The sequence below is a fragment of the Enterococcus haemoperoxidus ATCC BAA-382 genome (assembly GCF_000407165.1).
Classification (GTDB): domain Bacteria; phylum Bacillota; class Bacilli; order Lactobacillales; family Enterococcaceae; genus Enterococcus_L; species Enterococcus_L haemoperoxidus.
In genome coordinates, this window is record NZ_KE136480.1 from 1110512 (window position 1) to 1131580 (window position 21069).

Annotated in this window: 16 protein-coding genes; 11 read left to right on the forward strand and 5 right to left on the reverse strand. The window is 35.5% G+C overall.

The genetic code is table 11. The annotated features are described in order from the left end of the window. Positions 1-117: 117 nt before the first annotated feature. Positions 118-1437, reverse strand: a complete 1320-nt coding sequence (locus I583_RS15735) for a S1C family serine protease (RefSeq protein WP_010762405.1) — start codon at positions 1435-1437, stop codon at positions 118-120. 422 nt (positions 1438-1859) lie between these two features. Between I583_RS15735 and rlmH the strand changes: the two genes are divergently transcribed. From rlmH to I583_RS16805, 3 genes are all read left to right on the forward strand, one after another. Then, entirely contained in the window at positions 1860-2339 is a 480-nt protein-coding gene (gene rlmH / locus I583_RS15740) for a 23S rRNA (pseudouridine(1915)-N(3))-methyltransferase RlmH (RefSeq protein ID WP_034683803.1), read from the forward strand. 155 nt (positions 2340-2494) lie between these two features. Continuing rightward, entirely contained in the window at positions 2495-3151 is a 657-nt protein-coding gene (locus I583_RS15745; protein ID WP_010762407.1) for a cell division ATP-binding protein FtsE, read from the forward strand. 664 nt (positions 3152-3815) lie between these two features. Then, positions 3816-3968, forward strand: a complete 153-nt coding sequence (locus tag I583_RS16805) for a hypothetical protein (RefSeq protein WP_155854189.1) — start codon at positions 3816-3818, stop codon at positions 3966-3968. A gap of 398 nt (positions 3969-4366) precedes the next feature. Here the strand turns inward: I583_RS16805 and I583_RS15760 are convergent, their stop codons facing one another. Further along, positions 4367-5470: a hypothetical protein gene (locus tag I583_RS15760; protein ID WP_010762409.1), complete on the reverse strand. Its 1104-nt coding sequence runs from the start codon at positions 5468-5470 to the stop codon at positions 4367-4369. 471 nt (positions 5471-5941) lie between these two features. Between I583_RS15760 and I583_RS15765 the strand changes: the two genes are divergently transcribed. Then, on the forward strand, positions 5942-6466 hold the full coding sequence (locus I583_RS15765) for a 5-bromo-4-chloroindolyl phosphate hydrolysis family protein (protein ID WP_010762410.1): 525 nt from the start codon (positions 5942-5944) through the stop codon (positions 6464-6466). After that, complete coding sequence (locus I583_RS15770) at positions 6466-7350, forward strand: hypothetical protein (protein ID WP_010762411.1); 885 nt, start codon at positions 6466-6468, stop codon at positions 7348-7350. Before I583_RS15765 ends, I583_RS15770 begins: the two co-directional genes overlap by 1 nt. An 82-nt stretch (positions 7351-7432) precedes the next feature. Here I583_RS15770 and I583_RS15775 read toward each other — a convergent pair whose 3' ends face one another. Further along, a complete protein-coding gene (locus tag I583_RS15775) occupies positions 7433-8224 on the reverse strand; it encodes a helix-turn-helix domain-containing protein (RefSeq protein WP_010762412.1) in 792 nt (263 codons plus the stop codon). An 88-nt stretch (positions 8225-8312) separates the two neighbouring features. Between I583_RS15775 and I583_RS15780 the strand changes: the two genes are divergently transcribed. After that, positions 8313-10487 carry an alpha-galactosidase gene (locus I583_RS15780; RefSeq protein WP_010762413.1) on the forward strand — a complete coding sequence of 725 codons (2175 nt, stop codon included), beginning with the start codon at positions 8313-8315 and terminating at the stop codon, positions 10485-10487. Positions 10488-10539: 52 nt separating this feature from the next. On the opposite strand, the gene I583_RS15785 is transcribed toward I583_RS15780, so the two are convergent. Beyond that, complete coding sequence (locus I583_RS15785; protein WP_010762414.1) at positions 10540-12153, reverse strand: glycoside hydrolase family 13 protein; 1614 nt, start codon at positions 12151-12153, stop codon at positions 10540-10542. Further along, a complete protein-coding gene (locus I583_RS15790; RefSeq protein WP_010762415.1) occupies positions 12143-14104 on the reverse strand; it encodes a sucrose-specific PTS transporter subunit IIBC in 1962 nt (653 codons plus the stop codon). Before I583_RS15790 ends, I583_RS15785 begins: the two co-directional genes overlap by 11 nt. A 253-nt stretch (positions 14105-14357) precedes the next feature. On the opposite strand from I583_RS15790, the gene I583_RS15795 reads away from it, so the two are divergent. The 5 genes from I583_RS15795 to I583_RS15815 all read left to right on the forward strand — a co-directional run bounded on the left by I583_RS15795 (position 14358) and on the right by I583_RS15815 (position 21061). After that, positions 14358-15839, forward strand: coding sequence for a sucrose-6-phosphate hydrolase (locus I583_RS15795; protein WP_010762416.1), 1482 nt, complete (start codon positions 14358-14360; stop codon positions 15837-15839). 13 nt (positions 15840-15852) lie between these two features. Then, positions 15853-16836 (forward strand): LacI family DNA-binding transcriptional regulator, encoded by a 984-nt coding sequence (locus I583_RS15800; RefSeq protein WP_010762417.1) that lies wholly within the window; start codon positions 15853-15855, stop codon positions 16834-16836. Positions 16837-16857: 21 nt separating this feature from the next. Continuing rightward, positions 16858-17730 carry an ROK family protein gene (locus I583_RS15805; RefSeq protein ID WP_010762418.1) on the forward strand — a complete coding sequence of 291 codons (873 nt, stop codon included), beginning with the start codon at positions 16858-16860 and terminating at the stop codon, positions 17728-17730. 332 nt (positions 17731-18062) lie between these two features. Next, the gene (locus I583_RS15810) at positions 18063-19832 is read left to right on the forward strand and encodes a hypothetical protein (protein ID WP_010762419.1); all 1770 of its coding nucleotides are present in this window, start codon (positions 18063-18065) and stop codon (positions 19830-19832) included. 299 nt (positions 19833-20131) lie between these two features. Beyond that, positions 20132-21061, forward strand: coding sequence for an ROK family protein (locus tag I583_RS15815; protein WP_010762420.1), 930 nt, complete (start codon positions 20132-20134; stop codon positions 21059-21061). Positions 21062-21069: the final 8 nt, after the last annotated feature.

Here is a 21069-nt window from a genome sequence, read left to right on the forward strand (position 1 = left end):
TATAATAATAGTGAACATATTGCTTATATAAAGTTGTGCCTTTAGAGCAAAAAAACTAGGTTTTTCACTTTCCGACTAGCAGAGGAAAGTAAAACCTAGTTTTTTTATTTGTTCCGTTTATGGATTTTGGGAATTGTTTGAATTAGATGAATTTTGTTTAAGTGCTGATTGGTCGATGGTTAAATCAACATCCACACTTTGTTCTTTGCCATCACGATAGAATGTGATTTTCATTTTATCACCAACTTTTTTCTTGTAAAGAGTACTTTGTAAGTCAGTAACAGAGCTGATATCTTTGCCATCGATTTTAGTGATGACATCATATCTTTCAAGACCTGCTTTATCCGCTGGAGTTGCTGTTTGAACTGAACGAACTAGTACGCCCACTTGGACAGTTTCAGGTAATTTCAAGATTTCTTTTCTTTGTTGTGTTGAGACATTCGTTAATTCTTCCATTGAAATTCCAAGCGCTGGACGAGTTACTTTACCCTCTTTTTCCAATTGGTTGATAATATTCACAACATCATTACTTGGAATCGCAAAGCCCATTCCTTCAACACTTACTTGGCTTTCAGATTGTACGATTTTAACAGAATTGATTCCAATTACTTGACCTTCAATATTGACTAAAGGACCACCAGAATTCCCTGGGTTGATCGCTGCATCTGTTTGAATCGCATTGATATTGATCGCTTGACCGTTATTTTCATTTTGGATATTTCTGTTTAATGAAGAAATGATCCCTTGTGTTACTGAGTTAGCATAAGCTGAACCTAATGGAGAACCGATAGCTAATGCTGGTTCACCGATTTTTAATTTATCTGAGTTACCAAATTCGGCAATTGAATCAACTTTATCAGAAGAAATCTTTATTACAGCAAGGTCGGTATAAGAATCGGTACCAACGAGTTCACCTTGAACTTTCGTGCCATCGTGTAAAACAACTTCTAAACCTTTTGCTTGGTCTACTACGTGATTATTGGTGACAACATAAGCAGTTTTACCATCTTTTTTATAAATTACACCGCTACCTTCGCTGGCAGCTTGTAGATCACTGCCATCAGCTTTAGAATTATCAGATTCACTGCCGTCATTTCCACCAAAAATACTACCAAAACCCCCATCAGCTGTACTTTGACTAGGGCTTTGTAAGTTGATGACCGAAACAACAGAATCTTTCACTTTATCAACGGCTTTAGTAACATCACTTGTCACGTCTAAATTAACGTTTGTTACTTTCGTATCACCTTTGTTGTCTTTTACTGAGTTTGTAGTTGTGGATGAATTAGATGAGGATGGGGTTTGACCTGTGATAACATAAGCACCACCAAAAGCGAGTGCCCCTCCGAGTAAACCTCCAACTAAACCAATTCCAAATTTTTTGAATAGCCCATTTTGCTTTTTATCTGAATTAGGTGTAACATCTTTTTTTTGCATACAAGCAACCTCCTATTTAATTATCATTATTTATTATATTTAGTATAGTCTTTCAAGACACCTTTAGTCTACCCAAGAGCTTTGAATTTTTTATGAACAAGTTGGGGAGAAAAACAGATATAAATAATGAAAAAATCATTTTAAGAAAAACTTATACACAATAAAATGTGAAAAACTTTTGAAAAACAGAGGAAAACCCTTGTGAAAAAGTTATCCACAAAATGTGGATAATGTGGATAAATAAATGGGAATATGTGTTTGTATCTCAAAATACTATGAAATAAAGGATAATCCGACATGGAACTGTGGATAAGTCTGTGCATATGTGTATAACTTTGTGGGAAAGTATGTGGAAGACTCAAAATATTCATGATAAAATTGTTAACAAGTAGAAAAATATAAAAGGAAGAGATGTGAAAGTAGTGAAAATAAAAATTATTACTGTGGGTAAGTTGAAAGAGAAATATTTGGTCCAAGGAATCAATGAGTATTTAAAACGCCTGAAAAGCTATGCAAAAGTTGAAATAATTGAAGTCGCAGATGAAAAAGCACCAGAAAATTTAAGCGAAGCGGAGATGCTTCAGGTCAAAGGCAAAGAAGGCGAACGGATTTTAGCTAAAATTGGAGAACAGGATCATGTTTTTGTTTTGGCAATCAATGGTAAACAGTTTAGTAGTGAAGAATTTTCTAAGGAAATCGAACAACTTGGAATTAACGGCAAAAGTCAATTGGCTTTTGTAATTGGTGGTTCGTTGGGATTGAGTGATGAAGTGTTGAAGCGTAGCCAGCAGCAGATGTCGTTTGGAAAATTGACTTATCCACATCAGTTGATGCGGCTGGTTTTGGTGGAGCAGATTTATCGCGGGTTTCGGATAATGCGAGGGGAACCGTATCATAAATAGGGATATTTTTAAAACTATTTTAGTTGAGAAAAATAAGCTTTTCTTTTTTTGAATCTGATATGATAATAGAATTAGGATATTGTAAAACAAGGCTTAAATTTTTTTAATCATTATAGTATAATTTAATTACATTGAATTATAAAGGATGTGCAGAAATGATAAGCTTTTTTGATGTAGCTAAAATATTTGAAGATGGAAGTTTGGGATTAAAAGATATTAATCTCTCTATTGAAAAGGGAGACTTTGTATACGTAGTTGGAAAGAGTGGGGCAGGAAAAAGTACATTTATAAAACTACTGACATTAGAGGAATATGAAACACGTGGGAAAATACTAATAGATAATCTAGAAACTAAGTTTTTAAGTGAGAAAGATATTTCGAAATATAGGAGAGACATCGGAATAGTTTTTCAAGATTTCAAATTGATTGAAGAGATGAGTGTTTTTGAAAACATATCTTATCGGTTGGAACTTATTGGAATGAAATATAGTTTAATCAAAAAGAAAGTTTCTTCAATACTCTCGGTTGTGGGATTGGAAGATAAAATGAAATGTATGCCTAGCGAGCTATCAGGTGGTGAACAACAAAGAGTAGCAATTGCTAGAGCATGCGTGGTAGAACCTAAGATCTTATTGGCTGACGAACCAACAGCTAATTTAGATTATCAGAATGCAGTTAAAGTAGTTGAGTTATTTAAAACGATCAATTTGAATGGAACTACAGTAATAATAGCTACTCATGATGAAGCAATACGTAATTATTTACCCTCTAAAACACTAGAGGTTAAAAATCATACAATATTTTGGTCTTGAAAAGAGGTAAATGTAAAATGAGAACGATATATACGTTGAGTAGAATTATAAAAGGGAAGAAAAAGAATTATATGAAAACGTTCTTTGGAATATTAAAACAAACGGTTGCCATGACAATAATTAATTTCTTTTTTGTATTTAGTTTGATATTTCAAAATTCAAAAAAACATGAGATTTTGATAAGTAAGAATAAAAAAATCGATCTACAAAGTGTAGATACTAGCGGAGAATTAATAAATATACTATCAGTATTAGAAAAATTTTTTTGGCTATCTGGATGTTTGCTTTTTGTGTTATATATATTATACCTAAGTGTACATATTAATAAAAGATTTCTAATAGATAGAGAGAACATGCTGATAAAAAAGTTAAATGGGTGTAATAATTCAATTTTGACTTTAGAGTTTACTATTAATCAGTTGTTTGAAGTGCCAGCTACTATTTTTCTGGGGCTACTTATATCCAGCGTAATGGTTAAGGATATGGTTTCAATATTAAACAGCTTTTGGCTGTTCGAAGGTGTGACGTATGACAATTTATCTTTGCTTTCTTATAGATTTTTGATAAGTCTATTATTACCTATTCTAATTCTTTTTGTTTGCGTTTTTTTTATTTCTTTTTGTAACGTGAAGATTCTGAAAATTGGAGCTATGAATCTGTCACATTGGAAAGGGAAGAACTAGACGAAGCTACTCTTCCAGTAGGAGCCAAAAAACAATTACCAAAACTAGTAATGACTCATTTGTATTTATATGTAGATGGTGAAGCGAACGAATATGTTTTGTATTTGCTTACCGATGTGACCAGTCAACAATGAATATGCTGCTTTAATGGGTGTGTACATGTAAAACTATTTTCTTGAGTAGTCAGTTGGATTCTCAACTTAAAAATGGAAAACAATTTATCGAAGGTGATAGTATCAAAGATAGATGGGATGTAAAAACAGTTTTATATTTTTGTTATTGAGTTTCATAAGTAAAAAAATTAGCGAAACAAGATTCGTTTGAAGCGTATCTGCGATTATGTGAGTTTAAATAATGCAGATAGAATTTCTGAAATGAAACGATAAAATACCTCAAAAAAGTGTAGCAAGAAAAAATTAGGCTGTCTGTTTCCCAGAAATTAAAGGAAGCAGACAGCCTAATCAAAGTACTTTTATTCAATACTTATTTTTGTGGACTAATAAGAAATAGTTTCTGTAAGATTTTGTATAACTTATCTTTTTGCATCAACTTCTATTTTAATTCTAGTGAGTTGATCATCAAAATTACTAGAGAAATAGAATGTATAACTCTTGCTGACACCAATCTCATAAGTTAAAGCACCAATCGTTTCTATGTCTCTTGAGTTTGTACTACCATACTTCTCTTTTATGGTATTTATCAGAATAGAATTATTCCTATCCGTAATTTTTATTCCACCAGGAAGAGTGATTCCTCTTCCAAGATCGGAAGCTTCTGAGGTATGAAGATACAATTCAGTAATATCGCAATCTTTTAATTTCTGATCTTTTTCAGAAAAGTTTTTTACTTTAACCGTTACTTCGGCATCACCTTTAACCATATAGAAGCTGCTTTCAGAATCTCCTGCTTCAAGAGTATCCGTTGTTTTAACGCTATTACTCTCTTTTGCAGACCAACCAAATGCTTCAAATTCTTTATACGTAAGAGGAAGTTGAACCACTTCTCCATCAAGTTCTATTTGGAAAGAGTCCCAACTGTCACTTAAAGCACCAAAGTCAGGTTTTTTAGTTGTGTCATTGTCAGAATCCTCCTCCTCATCTGATGTGTCCTCACTATCTGATGTGTCAGTATCAAGTTCTTTCGCATCTTTTAAATCTTCTTCACTTGCTTTATAGTTATCTTTTGCATATTGGAGCACAAAGTCTATAAAATCGCCTTTAGTCAAGCCTATTTTTTTCAACGATTTTGTATATGCCTCAAGGGTTTCTTCTTCATCAGCAGAATGTTTTCCTTGGAAATAGACGATTTCACTGTCGATATCATTATCTTTCTCATTATAGCGGATGCTTGCTATGCTATTGGGAATCAGGTTGTCCCCTTTTTTCTCTAATTCTACATAGGATTCAAATGTAATACCTGTATCTGGATTGTCCAGAACCAGAGAATAAATCATCGTGCCAAAGGAGGGATAACTTCTATCTGAAAATAGATATCCTTCATCTTTAAATTTTTTAACCGTGTCATTTTCCTTCTTTTTTGATCCCTCTTTATTCCCGCTGTTTGTACCGCAAGCAGCAATAGTTAATAAGAGCAACACCAGTAGACCAACCCAAGCCTTTTTTTTGAAATTTTTCATAATATTCTCCTTTTTATGTTTTAAGTAATGTTATCTTTGTAAATAACATTACTACCTATAAAGAATAGCATAATTAAAACTCCAATTCAAACGCACAAGGAGTGGTATAAATGTAGTGTGAATGGTTGATAAAGGTATGTTTTTAAGCTGAAAATAGGAATGGATTTATAGAGAGATCTTGATTGAGTAACATTTAGTAAGTCTAAAAAATGATGATTATGAAGACTAGAGTAAATACTCTTTAAAGGTAAATATATGGTAGTTAATAAAACAATTTATGTAGAACGGTCACTAGAATTCATTTATAAGAAATTGAAAGTATCTATGAAATCAGCTAAGATAAATATAGAAGTGAAAACAAACCATATGATGTGATAGAAATAAGACTTGTGTACTAACATTTACACAATCCTTTCATCATGTGGATGTTTTAGGGAATGGAATAACTTTTCAGAATAGGAGAAATTGAGTATGAAAATAATAGGGTTTTTGTTGTTGCTTCTTATTCTAAAAGGAATAGAATATTTTGCACGAGTACATGCATATAAAAAGCGGATCAAAGAATATCAGAAAAAAAACGAGTTAACAACCGATGAAATAGTCTTATTTAAAGAAACGATGTCTATTGCAAAAGATCAAATTATACTTTTGGAATTAACAATCAACAAATCAAAAGCTTTAATGAAAATAGAAACAAAAGAAAAAGGACTAGGTTCTTCAAAATTGTTATTCTCTGAATTGATGGAACAACCAAAGAGGATGACTGAGCTTGAACAATTTTTGTATATAAAGCTACCAGGTATTGTCGAGGCCTCAGAAAAATTTATTCAAATACAAGAAGCGCAACTTTCAACAGCAGATATTGAAAGGTCAAAGAAAATGATTATGGAAACCATTACGTCGTATTCATCTAGTATTACAGATGAATATGAAGAAATAATTCAAGACGCCTCAGAAGATATCTATCTAACTAAGAAATTGATCGAGGGAAAATAATGAGAAAAAAACAAAAGAATTTTTATGACTCGTATGATGCTCTGTTTTCAAAACCAGCTCTTTTTACAAAGCAAGAGAAGACATATGAAAAAAACATGCCAAAGCTTAAGCTGAAAAGTATAGTAATGATTATGAAAGACTCAGCTAAAACATCGTCAAAAAGCAAGAAAAAAGAAAAAAAAACTGCTAAAAAAAAATTATCAATGATTCTAGCGATTGTATTTTTAGCAATTATTTTTTTTGTTATCAAGACGGCGAATAATTCTTCTGGTTCATTTAGTTCATACTCAGATGAATATATTGATGTTTATCCTTTAAAAGAAGGAACTGTCAATAAAACAAGTGATAAAAATTTTAGTACACCACTTGCGCTTAGTATCAATGATCATAGTATTGTAACTAATAATGGTTATGTATTAGAAGTGTTGAATGATGCAGATATAGAAATCCAAAAAGAAGAATTGTCAGTGTTACCGACAAATGATAAATATGCGAATTATTTTTATATCGCCTATATTCCTTTTTATTCTAATCGACGTTATGAACGTTCAGCAAGTATGTTTATATCAGGAAATATCACGAATAGTTTAAATGAAAGTTTCATAAAAGATAAGAACTCTTTTTCTAAAGCATACTTTGAAAAGGACATTGGTGAAGTAAAGAATGGTTACGTTGTTACGTACAAAGAAGGGGAATACTCTAAAGTAAGTCTTTCACGTTTCTTCATATTTCCTGACGAAACTGGATTGTGGCTGAAGGCTGATTCTAATGAGGAAAATACCGAGAAGCTTACCGTAGAAAACACACTGGAAGAGGTTAAAGAGGTGTTAGGTAATGATTTTACCTTTTTAGATGAAAATTTTACGTTCAAAAAAAGTGAATAGAATAAACAACTAGAGCAGAAGGAATCAGTTCTAGTTGTCACACATCAGTATAATTATGACAGCGCCTAAAATATGGCTGTTATTAATAGTAATGTGATTTTCTATTTTTATACTCACTAGGCGAAATGCCCATCTCTTTTTTAAACACTTTACTAAAATAATTTCCTGTAGAAAACCCAACCTTTTTTGCAACAACTTCCACTGCGTTATCCTCCCATAATACCGATAACGAATGAAGAATGCGCACTTTTTTTAAATAGTGTATTGGTGGCGAATTATAAGCTACTTCGAATTGCCGAATCAATTTGTATTTTGAGAGTTCGTATTTTTCAGATAAAAACTCTAGGCTAATATCTTCGAAATAGTGTTCATCAATATATTTTTTTACAGCCTCGATGATGTCTGTTTTTTGTTGGGTTTCTTTTTGCACCTCTTCTTTAATATCTAAAAAAAGTGCAAAGGCTTCTTTAGCATTTTGTGTAACCGTTAATTCCTGTGTTTGTACATCAAGAATAAATCTTCGCAACAGTTCAATGAATGTCTCCGATAATTCAACAATGGCAATCGATGTATCTAACCATTGCATCATACTTCCTGAAAACTCTACAAACAGAAAGTGCCAATCCTCACCAAAATAGCGATAATTTCCAGGCATTTTAGCAAAAAAAGCTTTATTTTGTGTTAAGCTAACGGTTCTATCTCCTATTTGAATAAATCCTTGACCTCTTAATGTTACTTGCAAAACAATTAGTTGTTCTTTTCGAATACGTGCGTCCCAATCATAATGAAGACTTCCTTGGCCGACACCAATGCCCCGGATGAGTGGTAAATGTCGGTCATCGATGTAATGGAATTGACGTACAAAATCCTGCAATTTATTACCCTCCGTGAAATAATTTCTTCTTGTTACTTCTGATTATACTCGATATTATGGATATAATAAAAGAAGAGGAATGATAAATATGTCGATCTATTTTGATACATCACAAAATATTTTTCACCTGAGCAATAGTGAAATTAGTTATATCATTGGTATCGAAAAAGAACAATATCTTACCCATAGGTATTTTGGTCCTCACTTAGCAGAGTATCATCAAGTCAATCTGCTGCAAATGATCGATCGCGGTTTTGCTACGAATCCAATCAGTGAAGAACGTACTTTTTCGTTAAATACGCTGCCACTTGAAACGAGTACGCAAGGTAGCTTAGATTATCGGGTGAGTAATTATCAGTTTCGAAATATAGAAGGGCATCGCATTACTAATTTTGTGTATGATCGCTTTGAAATTTTAGAAGGTAAACGATCTTTAGAGGGTCTCCCTTCACTAAGGGGAGAACAAGCCCAAACCTTAGCGATTTATCTTGTAGACCATACCCAGTCGCTTGAAATGGTATTGTATTATACGATATACGAAGATCTTCCTGTTATTACAAGGAGTGTAGTGTATAAAAATAATGGGACACAAGCAGTCTATATAGAAAATGCTGGTTCGATGCTGCTAGATTTTCCTCGTTGTGACTTTGACTTATTGACACTTAATGGGGCGCATACAAATGAAGCTACTATCCATCGTCAACCACTCCACCCTGGCGTACAAAAAATCTCATCAGCTAGAGGAACGAGCAGTCCGCAGCATCATCCGTTCTTAGGGCTTGCTGATCGGTATACGAATGAAGATCAAGGGGATGTTTATGGCTTTCATTTTATTTATAGTGGGAATTTTGTTGCTCAAGCGGAAGTAGAGCAGTATGGAAGCACACGGGTTCAAATCGGAATCAATCCAGAAACCTTTGAATGGAAGTTGTCACCAGGAGCAACGTTTCAAACACCAGAAGTTGTATTGAATTTTAGTGGGCAAGGATTTAATCAACTTTCCCAAACATTTCATAAATTATACCAAACTTATTTGATTCCTAAGCAATGGCAACAGGTGGAACGTCCCATATTACTTAATTCTTGGGAAGGGAATTATTTTGATTTTACTGAACAGGACTTGATTCGACAAGCTCAATTAGCAAGTACATTAGGGATTGAATTGTTTGTTTTAGATGATGGGTGGTTTGGACAACGTGCAGATGATACAACTTCTTTAGGCGATTGGCATGTAAACAACGTAAAACTGCCAAATGGGATCGAGCATCTTGCGGATGTTATTCACCAACAAAAGATGAAATTTGGTTTATGGTTTGAGCCAGAAATGATTTCTGTAAAAAGTCGGTTGTTTGAGAGACATCCAGAATGGAGTTTACAGGTTCCAAATTACCCTCAAACACAGGGGCGACAACAGCTGGTCTTAAATTTGAGTTTGCCAGAAGTTCAAGATCACCTCATTCAAATGCTGACAGCGTATCTGTCAGCAAATAAAATCGATTATATAAAATGGGATATGAATCGACATTTAACGGAAGTGGGCAGTTTTCTTTTACCCAATGATCAGCAAAAAGAAGTTAGCCATCGTTATGTCTTAGGACTGTATCGTATTCTATCTGAAGTAACAGAACGATTTCCCCAAGTCCTTTTTGAAAATTGCTCTAGTGGTGGCGGACGATTTGATCCAGGAATGGTTGCTTATATGCCTCAAACTTGGGCAAGCGATAACACAGACTCATTATGTCGCTCGAAAATCCAATATGGCTATAGCTATCTGTATCCACCAATTATGATGGGGGCTCATGTTTCGGATAGTCCTAATCATCAAGTAGGTCGAAACACTCCATTAGAAAGTCGTTTTTTAATTGCAATGAGTGGAAACTTTGGCTATGAATTAGCAATAGAAAAACAGTCGCTACAGGACCTCGAAATGATAAAAGAACAAATTATATTTTATAAAAAGCATCGTAAACTGTTACAGTTTGGTCAATTCTATCGTTTAAAAGAACTTGATGTGTCTTATTCTACTGCTTGGCTATTCAAAAACGAAACAGAAGCGCTACTTGTCTATTCCAATGGACTCGCTCAACCAGCACAAACGATTCAGTATTTAAAAACAAAATATCTTGAGGAATCGGCTCTTTATAAGGATATGCGTACAGGGGAAATATACAGCGGTAGTGAATTAAATCATGCCGGTATTCTTGTTCCAAGGATCAAAGGGGATTTCAATTGTTTCTATATTCATTGGACTGTTATTAGGTAAATGATACATTAAAAAGATCCCCTAAGGAGAACCGCCGTAGGGGATCTTTTTGTTAAGTTAATAAAACAGCATAGGCTTCGTAAGGGAGAAGGGTTTGACTAATTTCTTTTTCATAATTATGAATCAGGATTTCTTTGATTTGTTGTGTTGCATCCAATAAGAACCGAGCCGGCTTATTGGAAAAATTGACAACAACTACTATTTCTTCTCCGTCATGCTTACGGATATAGGCTAAAACTGCTGCATCCTCTGTTTGAATACTCTCAAATGTTCCTTCTGTAATCACTGATAATTCTTTTCGGAGTTGAATCAATTTTTTGTACGTATAAAATAAGGAGTCTGGATCATCTAAAGCGGCGGCTACATTGATTTCACTTGAATCTCCTGCAGGCAACCAAGGAATACCAGTTGTAAAGCCCCCTTGTTTAGAATCATCCCACTGCATTGGATGACGTGCGTTATCACGTCCTTTGGCATTGATAGAGGTAATGATTTCTTCTTCTGTATAGCCCAAAGAGATGCGTTCATCATACATTCTACGACTTTCAATATCATCGACCTCATCAATGGATTTAATTGGATAATTGATCATCCCAATTTCTTCACCTTGGTAAATATAAGGTGTTCCTTGAAGAAAATAAAGATAGATTGCCAACATTTTCCCACTAAGTACCCTAAACTCTTGATCATCGCCCCAACGAGAAATGATTCGTGGTAAATCGTGATTATTCCAAAACAGGGAGTTCCAGCCTTTTCCAGTTAATTCAGTTTGCCATTTAGAAAAAACATGATGCAATTCTTTTGGATCAAGTGTTTTTAGATCCCATTTTCGTTTGCCTGGTTGTTTGTCCAAATTAATATGCTCAAATTGGAAAACCATCGATAATTCATCTCTGTCCTCATCTGAATAAAGCTGAGCAATTTCGGGTGTCGCGCCCCATGTCTCACCAACTGTGACCAAGTCGTATTCTCCAAAGGTATTTTGGTTCATTTCCTGTAATAGCTCATGAAGCTTTGGCCCATTTTTAGTAATTAATTGGTCGGGTTCTTTTCCGATTAAATCAATAACATCTAGACGGAATCCGCCTACTCCTTTTTCGATCCAGTAATTCATCATACGATAAATTTCGTAGCGCATCATTTTATTTTCCCAATTTAAGTCAGGCTGCTCTTTGGCGTGTAAATGAAGATAATACTCTCCAAGTTCTGGAACCAATGTCCAAGCAGAACCGCCGAAATTTGACTGCAGGGTGTTCGGCGGTCGTCCGTCAATGTCCTTTCTCCAAACGTAAAAATCATGAAACTCACTCTTTGGATCGTGAAGCGCGGATTGAAACCACGGATGTTCAGAGGAAGTATGATTAACGACTAAGTCCATGATGATCTTGATATTCCTCTTTTTCGCTTCTTCAATTAGTGTGTCCATATCCTTCATTGTTCCATAATCTGGATCGATCGCTTGATAATCACTGATATCATAGCCATTATCTTCATTAGGCGATTGATACACAGGACTTAACCAAATTGCTTCTATCCCTAGAAAAGCAAGATAATCTAACCGTTGAATAATTCCAGGAAGATCCCCGATGCCATCTGCGTTCGTATCTTGAAAGCTACGTGGATAGATTTGATAGATCGTTGCCTTTTTCCACCAATTAGTTTTCATAGCGCACACTCAAAGCTAGTAGATCTTGGCTTCCATCAACACTTAATGTATCAATTACTTCAACAGCTTCATAGTCGTTCGTATTCGTAACAATCATCATCACTGTTGGGTCAAAGCCGGCTTGTTTGACAGCGTCTAAATCAACTGTTCCTAAGATATCCCCTTTTTTCACTAAGTCTCCATATTTTTTAGTCGTTTCAAAGAATTCTCCATTTAGTTTTACCGTATCGATCCCAATATGGATCAGTACTTCTGCACCATGAGTTGTTTTTAACCCATACGCATGTTTTGAATCGTATACGACCGTTAATTCCCCATCGGCTGGGGCGTAAATAATCCCTTTTTCTGGCATTACTGCAATGCCTTTTCCCATCATTTCTTGTGCAAAGACAGGGTCTTTGACTTCTTTTAAAGAAATAGGTGTGCCTTTGACTGGTGCAGCTAAGATTTCATCTTGAACCGCGATCACTTCCGCTTCAGGATCTTCATTGATTGCAACCGCAACTTCACCTGCACTAGTGTCATCATCTGCAAATACAGCCATATGACGTTTACCATAAGCATATGTCGTAATGAATCCGACTAAAATGCTGATGACGATCCCAATCATGAAATAAGGAATTGATTTTGGTGCGATTGAAATGAATCCGATCACACTTGCAGGGCCCATTGCAACGGATAAAACATGAAATGCACCGATAAATACACAAGCAACTGCTGAAGCGATCATTCCACAGATAAATGGAAATTTAAGTTTTAAATTGACCCCGAAAATTGCAGGTTCCGTAATTCCTAGCATCGCTGAAATACTTGCTGAGGTCGCTAAACTTTTTTGTTTTTTATTTTTAGTTAGTAACATAATAGCAAGTGTCGCTGCACCTTGACCAACGTTTGCCATGGAAGCGACTGGGAAAATGAATGAACCGCCAGTGCGCGCAACATCCGCTAACAAGGTGGTCTCGATTGCTGGAAAACTTTGATGTAGTCCTGTAATAACAATTGGTGAATAAAACAGTCCGAATACACCTAAACCAATTGCTCCTGTTGTATTATACAACCAAACAAGTCCATCAGTTAAACCATCTGAAACGATTCTCATCACAGGTCCCACAACGATAAAGGTTAAAAATCCAGTAATAATAATGGCTAGCATTGGGGTGAAAGTAAAATCAAATGCATTTGGAATGCGTTTGTGGAAGAATTTTTCTAAGGTTGCTAAAAGCCAAGCAACCACTAATACTGGCAATACAGAACCTTGATAACCTGCTTGGGCAACGTTCATCCCAAAAATATGCCAATAATTCATACTGCCTTCCGCAATTGCATTCGCCACACCATAACCATTAACTAAATCAGGCATAACCATCGCCATTCCAATGACAGCACCTAGATAAGGATTACCACCAAAGCGTTTGGTTGCAGAAAATCCAACTAAGATAGGTAAAAAGGCAAAAGGAGCAGAGGCCAACAAATTAATGATGCTAGCAACATCCGTTACAGCTGGAAACATTTCTACAACGGATTGCGGGCCAAATAAATGTTGTGCAGTTAACACATTATTCAAGGCCATCAATAAACCACCCGCAACTAAAGCAGGAACAATCGGAACAAAAATATCAGATAATACTTTAATAAAGGCCATAATTGGATTGTTCTTCTTACCGTTTGCCGCGACTTCTTTTAAATCAGCTGTTGTTGCTTCTTTGACATTCGTTATTTTTATCAGTTCATCATAGACATTGTTGACGTCACCAGCCCCAATAATGATTTGAAACTGATCATTAGCTTCAAAGGTTCCTTTAACAGCATCATTATTGTCTAAAGCTTTTTGATCCACCTTACTTGAATCTTTTAAAACTAACCTTAGTCGTGTCGCACAATGCGCTGCAGCTTGAATGTTGTCTTCGCCGAGTGCTTGCTTGATTTCCTCTGCTACTTTTTTGTAATCCATTTTCGTTCCTCCTAAATGTCATTTAAGCGATTTCAATAGAAGTGGTTATCTTGTGTATGAAAGATAGAAATGAAATCGCTTTTTCACATCCAAAGTATACCAGTTTTTATAAAATTGTCAAACGTATAACAATTATTATATTCTTTTGTTTAAGTATATTTTTGATATTTTGAAATGCAATTGATTAACGTTTGACATTGATTATCTTTAAAGTTAAACTATATGCAAGAATACGCTTACGAGGAGAGTACATATGTCTGTAAAAAAAATTTGGACAAAAGAAGAACGTTATCGTCCGTATCAAGAATGGGATAAAACGCATCTTGCCTTACTGCAAGAGAAAGCCGCTAATTCCAAATGGCGTTTAGGATATCATATCCAACCGAATACTGGCCTACTAAATGATCCAAATGGTTTTTCATATTTTAATAATCAATGGCATGTTTTTTATCAATCCTACCCAATGGGAGCCGTTCATGGGTTAAAATCTTGGTATCATCTGACATCTGATAATTTAGTGGATTGGAAAGAAGAAGGAACGAAAGTATTTCCAGATAGTTTGTATGATAGTCATGGTGTTTATTCAGGGACTGCTTTGCCTGTTTCGGACCAGTTGTTTCTTGCTTATACGGGAAATGTTCGTGATGCAGAGTGGGTTCGCCATTCCTATCAGTTAGGTGCCTGGATGGATGCATCTGGAACAGTTCAAAAAATCGAGACGCCACTGATTACTGAACCACCGACAGGGTACACATCAGAATTTAGAGATCCCCAAGTATTCCGTTACAATGATGGGTACTTACTGGTCATAGGTGCTCAAGATGAGACAGAAAAAGGAAAGATTCTTACTTATCAGAGTTCTGATTTACTTACTTGGCAGTATAAGGGCGAATTAGAGTTTACCGATAAAGAAATGGGCTTTATGATTGAATGCCCCAATTTACTAGTAACAGAAGATGCAGCATTACTTATTTTTTGTCCTCAAGGTTTAGAAGCGGCTATTTGTTTTTATGAAAATATTTATCCTAATACTTATGTTATCGGGGATTCTTACGACAGTGAAGCGAATCGTTTGATTCAGCCTACTGCATTAAAAAATCTGGATGAAGGGTTTGATGTATACGCTACTCAAGCCTTTAAAGCACCAGATAATCGTTTATTATCTATTAGTTGGGTGGGATTACCAGAAATTGAGTATCCAACCGATCAAGAAGAATGGGCCCATTGTCTAAGTAGTGTAAAAGAGCTACTTATAAAAGACAAAAAATTGTATCAACGCCCTGTCGCAGAAATGAAGCAATTACGTGCAGGTGGAGCACTTGAGTTTAACAAAGATTCCAATTCTTTTTTTGAAACAGATACAAATCAGTATGAATTAATGCTATCGTTTGACCCGCTTTCCTGTGGAACGCTTACTTTGTTTACGAATAAAGAACAAAATAAAGGATTAACCATTAATTTTGACTCGCAACATGGTAAAATAACGATAGACCGTAGTCAAGCTGGTGCTGTTTTTGGAGAAGAATATGGATTTGTCCGATCGTTTTCTGTTGAACAAAAACCCTTGGAACTACAAATCTTTGTAGATTCATCGATTGTTGAAGTCTTCATCAACGAGGGTGAAAAAGTAGCAACAATGCGAGTATTTCCAGAAACACATCAGACAGGAGTCCATCTAGAGTGTGATGGAGGCTATCAAGGGAAATTATGGCAACTGCGGAAAACTAACCAATAAAGGATGAATGAACATGGTTGTCAAACTAACGGATGTAGCAAAAAAAGCCGGTGTTTCTCCTACAACTGTTTCTCGTGTGATTAATAATTATGGTTCCCTAAGCCAAAAAACGATTGATAAAGTAAATTTAGCAATGAAAGAGCTGAATTATCAACCAAATTCTTTAGCTCGTTCCTTGCAAGGAAAAAATACACAATTAATTGGATTGATTTTTCCAACTGTTGCAAATCCTTTTTTTGGTGAGCTCGTTGAAAGAATCGAAGGGAAACTATTTGATTTAGGCTACCGCGTTATTTTGTGTGATAGTGCCAATAATAAAGAAAAAGAACGTCATTATATTAATATGCTCGCGGCCAATAAAGTGGATGGAATCATTGCAGGAGCTCATAACTTGGGAATCACTGAATATGAAGATATCGAGTTGCCGATTGTTTCTTTTGACCGCTATTTAGCTGACAATATTCCAATCATTGGGAGTGATAATTTTCAAGGGGGATATCTAGCTACAGAAACATTATTTGTCAGAGGTGCACGAAAAATTGCGATTCTTACAGGATCACAAGAATCCAATTCGCCTACCAATTTTCGTTTGAATGGGTATTTAAGTTTCTTAGAGAAACACGAATTAGAACCTAAAATTTTTCAGATTCAAACAACGGCTAGATCAACAACGTTGAAAAATTTAGAAATCAAACATATTTTAGAAACAGAAGAAATCGACAGTTTGTTTTGTACGGATGATTTAACGGCTATCTTAGCATATAATCAATGTCAGCAGTTGAAGATAAACGTTCCTGAACAAATCAAGATCATTGGGTATGATGGGACCAAATTCATTCAAAATTATTTTCCACAACTATCAACGATTGCCCAACCAATGGCTGACTATGCAGATATTTTAGTAGATTTGTTGTTACAACGAATCCAAAATCCAGAAAAAAAACTTGAAAAAAATTACCTACTACCGGTAAAACTAATTCAAGGTCAAACAACCTAACCCTTAAAAGGAGTGAACAATATGTTATACGGTGCAATCGAAGCTGGAGGCACGAAATTTGTTTGTGCAGTAGGAAATGAAAACTTAGAAATAATTGAGCGTGTATCGTTTCCTACAGAAACACCTGAAAAAACCATGCGCTCTGTGATTGATTTTTTCAAAAAATTTGAAACACTTTCAACTATTGGAGTCGGATCATTTGGCCCAATCGATGTTAAACGGGAGTCCGAAACCTATGGCTATATTACATCTACACCGAAACTTGCCTGGGAAAATTTTGATTTTGTTGGGTACTTAAAAGACCAGTTGGCGAATATTTCTGTTGCTTGGACAACGGATGTAAACGCTGCTTGCTATGGTGAATCTATTGCGGGCTGCGGTAAAGGATTATCAAACGTAGTCTATTATACTATCGGAACAGGAGTTGGTGGTGGTGCTTTAATAGATGGCCAATTCGTTGAAGGCTTTAGCCATCCAGAAATGGGCCATGCGATGGTTCGACGTCATCCTGAGGATACATTTATCGGTAATTGTCCGTACCATACAGACTGTTTGGAAGGGTTAGCTGCGGGTCCAGCCATCGAAAAACGAACTGGAATCAAAGGGCAAGATCTATCGACAGAAGACCCATCATGGGATATTGAAGCATACTACATTGCACAATGCGCATACAATACCACTTTGCTCTTTTCGCCGCAGGTCATTATTTTTGGCGGCGGGGTTATGAAGCAAGAACAATTAAGAAAAAAAGTCCAAGAACAATTCGCTAAGCTCATTAATGATTATGTGAAATATCCAGATTTATCCACTTATATCGTTACTCCCCAATTGGGGGACAATGCTGGCGTGATTGGTTGCCTCGCTTTAGCAAAGGATTTATATTTGCAAGCTTAATCAAAGGTGTCAAAGAAGAAGCCATTATAGATTATCTTTCGAAGACTGATAATTTAATCGATGTTTGCTCTTTTTTTTCATATTATTGACTTGACAGTCTATCCAACTATTATTCACTTCCAATACGCAGAGTAGTATCATAACTAGGAATATTTTTAGAAATCTCACCATAAATAATAAATGAAAAGTTATACACTTACAATCAGATCAAGATTACAACAATAGACATTGTAAGTAAAAACACAATCTTGTATAATAAAATAAATCAGAAAAGTTACTTCTACTTCTAGGTAGAAGTACTTTTTTTATCTAAATTTAAAGGAGGAAAAAGTATGTTTTTAAATTTTATCGGGTTAACGTTATTTTTTGGTATAGGAATATTGGTTGCAAACGGTATTAGTTTTATGGTCACAAAAGGGAAAAATGTTAAAAGGATGATTGTATTACTAGTCATTGAATTACTCTTACTGGGCAGTTTCTTATTTATTGCCTTACCAAGTAAGACACTATCAACTATTCTATGGATCAACCTAATAGGAGCTGTAGTTGCAAGTAGTTTATTATTGGCAAGTCGCTCTCTCAGTCAAGCCTCTAATAAAATCTTGCACAAAGGGCATAAAACGACCGTGGTAAATGGAGTGAATGATTGGTCTGGGCGTGTACTAGGTATCAGCGTTGCTGCAATGGTTTTATTATTCATTGTTAGTTCTGTAACGAAGGTAACAGCGATTGATGATGTCTACCAAACGATTCCGTTAAAGACTGAAGAAAAAGCAGAAGTTTTAACCTCTACCAAAGAAACACCTATTGCTATCGCACCAAAAACAGCGAAACGAAAGATGTTGCAAAAGTTCTCGGTGATTCCTAATTCGAATATGTTTACACTAGATGGGATTACGGCACAAGTGGTGAATGGGGAGTATGTCTATGTTGCGACAGTGGAATTTAATGGCTTTTTCAAATGGTCAAAATTAGGAGCAGTTCCAGGCTACTTCATTATTAGTGCAACGGATATCAATGCTCAGCCGACATTTGTCGAAAAGCCGATCATTTACACACCTTCAGCTTATTTTGGGAAAGATGCTGCACGTAAAATTTATGCTGCTTATCCTGATTACGCAGCTACTGGAAAAATCAATTTAGAAATTGACGAAGAGGGGAATCCATTTTATATTCAGACCTTATATAAAGAATATGGTGTTTCTGGTCGAATGAACTATAACGAATTTAAAACAGCTGTTTTAAATGCCACAACGGGTGAAGTGAAAGTCTATGATAGCAAAGATGCACCAAAATTTGTCGATGCACCAATCACTAGTTCTGCTGCCAACAGTATCAATGAATACTTTGGCCGTTACAGTCAAGGCTGGTGGAATCAAACGATGTTTGGTGCTAAAAAAGATGTTAAAATCCCAACGGAAAACGGTATCTATGCATCAGGACAAATCACGCCGATGATGAATAAAGAAGGCAGTCAATTGTTGTATTTTACGGACTTTACAAGTGGGGATGAGGATCAAGATTCCGCTTTAGGCTATTCATTGATCAATGCAAGAACAGGTCAAGTAACTTATTATCGTGATACAAAAGTTGGGATCATGGATAGTGATGGCGCTATTTCGATTGCAGCGAAAATTTACCCAGAGAAAAAATGGAAAGCAAGTATGCCAGTTTTATATAATATCGATGGTGTTCCAACGTGGATTGTTTCTTTAATGGATAGTAAAGGGATTTTCAAAAAATATGTGTATGTGAATGCAGTTGATAATGATATTGTTGTAGATGCTGATGCAGCCCAAAATGCATTGGATGCTTACCGAATTGAATTAGCAACAAAATGTAGTAATAATACAAGTAGTGAAGCAGCTAATTTAAAAGAAATCAAAGGAAGTGTTTCTCGTGTAACGATTGTTGCAAGTGAAGCGCAAACCGTTGTCTCTTTCTTGTTGGAAAATGATAAAACCATCTATAGTGTGACAACGAATAATAGTCCAATGGCTCTTTTCTTGAAAGAGGGAGACATAGTTAAATTCAAAGCGGCCGTTACAGCAGATGCAAAAGCTGCTAGTATTGAAAACCTTGTGATAGAGGGACTAGAATAGCATTATAGAGAAGTTTGTCAGTAACAGAATATAATAAGGATAGAGCGTGGGACAAAACTAAAAAACAGTTTTGTTTCGCGCTCTAAATCCGAATAAACTCTTTTGTCTCGGCCTCATTTTGATAGATAAATGAAACCAATTTACTATTTAGTATTAACTAAATACAGTTGAGTAACAATTTGGATTGATGTAACGAGAGTTAGAAAGGAAAAAAATCCATAACAAGATATGATACAATACTTCACAAATGAAGGCGTTATCTTTAATTCTTCAAATAAACAATAAAGGAAGTTAAATTTATGTATGTAGGATTTGATATAGGTGGGACGACCATTAAATATGGCGTTCTGGATGAATGTGGCACTATTTTAGAAAAAGGAAGTATGGAGACAAAATATGAACCAGATGTATTTTATGCAAATCTCCTAAAAATCATCGAAGAAGCGCAAAGAAATTATCAAATAAATGGAATTGGTATAAGTGCTCCAGGAATCGTGCAAAAAGATGGGTTTATGCTAACGGCAGGAGCTATCAAACCATTATATGGCGAAAATTTTAAACGAAAGCTTGAAGAAGCAACGGGGCTGCCTGTTACTGTAGAAAATGATGCGAATGCAGTTGCTATAGCAGAAAAATGGATTGGCAATGCAACTGATCTGGAGAATTATTTATGTTTAGTTTTAGGTACAGGAGTTGGCGGTGGGATCGTCATTAATGGGAAAGTATATCGTGGTTCTCATGGTATGGCTGGGGAATTTGGTTGGATGATGATCGACAAATTGCCGGAAACGGGTAATCTTGAGGCAGTTTCGATTAATCGACGTGCATCTGTCGTCGATGGTCTTGTTCGTTTGTATAATGAAGCGCGGCAAAGTGAGGACGAAACAGTTATGCCTGTTCAAGATGCAAGGGAGATATTTACCTTAGCTGAAAGTGGTGATGAACGTGCAATAGAAATGACGAAACAATTTTATGTGGATCTTTCAGTCGGTCTGGTAAATTTAATTAGTTGTTTTGATCCAGAAGTGATTTTGATTGGCGGCGGTGTGAGTGCAAATGAACAGTTTCATAGAGAACTTCAAAAAACATTGACGGAAGTGCAGAAGAATCATGCAGCCATCAATTATTTAAGAGGAAAGACTATTGCGCCTGTTAGACCAACAAAATTAAAAAATGATGCAGGACTTATCGGGGCAGTTTATCAAGTACATCAAGTTGTCAGCAAGTAAATTTTTTA

Excerpts from the sequence above, each read along its gene's own strand:
- I583_RS15735 (WP_010762405.1), bottom strand. The coding sequence starts at position 1,437 with ATGCAAAAAAAAGATGTTACACCTAATTCAGATAAAAAGCAAAATGGG.
- I583_RS15745 (WP_010762407.1), top strand. The coding sequence starts at position 2,495 with ATGATAAGCTTTTTTGATGTAGCTAAAATATTTGAAGATGGAAGTTTG.
- I583_RS15760 (WP_010762409.1), bottom strand. The coding sequence starts at position 5,470 with ATGAAAAATTTCAAAAAAAAGGCTTGGGTTGGTCTACTGGTGTTGCTC.
- I583_RS15765 (WP_010762410.1), top strand. The coding sequence starts at position 5,942 with ATGAAAATAATAGGGTTTTTGTTGTTGCTTCTTATTCTAAAAGGAATA.
- I583_RS15770 (WP_010762411.1), top strand. The coding sequence starts at position 6,466 with ATGAGAAAAAAACAAAAGAATTTTTATGACTCGTATGATGCTCTGTTT.
- I583_RS15780 (WP_010762413.1), top strand. The coding sequence starts at position 8,313 with ATGTCGATCTATTTTGATACATCACAAAATATTTTTCACCTGAGCAAT.
- I583_RS15785 (WP_010762414.1), bottom strand. The coding sequence starts at position 12,153 with ATGAAAACTAATTGGTGGAAAAAGGCAACGATCTATCAAATCTATCCA.
- I583_RS15790 (WP_010762415.1), bottom strand. The coding sequence starts at position 14,104 with ATGGATTACAAAAAAGTAGCAGAGGAAATCAAGCAAGCACTCGGCGAA.
- I583_RS15795 (WP_010762416.1), top strand. The coding sequence starts at position 14,358 with ATGTCTGTAAAAAAAATTTGGACAAAAGAAGAACGTTATCGTCCGTAT.
- I583_RS15800 (WP_010762417.1), top strand. The coding sequence starts at position 15,853 with ATGGTTGTCAAACTAACGGATGTAGCAAAAAAAGCCGGTGTTTCTCCT.
- I583_RS15805 (WP_010762418.1), top strand. The coding sequence starts at position 16,858 with ATGTTATACGGTGCAATCGAAGCTGGAGGCACGAAATTTGTTTGTGCA.
- I583_RS15810 (WP_010762419.1), top strand. The coding sequence starts at position 18,063 with ATGTTTTTAAATTTTATCGGGTTAACGTTATTTTTTGGTATAGGAATA.
- I583_RS15815 (WP_010762420.1), top strand. The coding sequence starts at position 20,132 with ATGTATGTAGGATTTGATATAGGTGGGACGACCATTAAATATGGCGTT.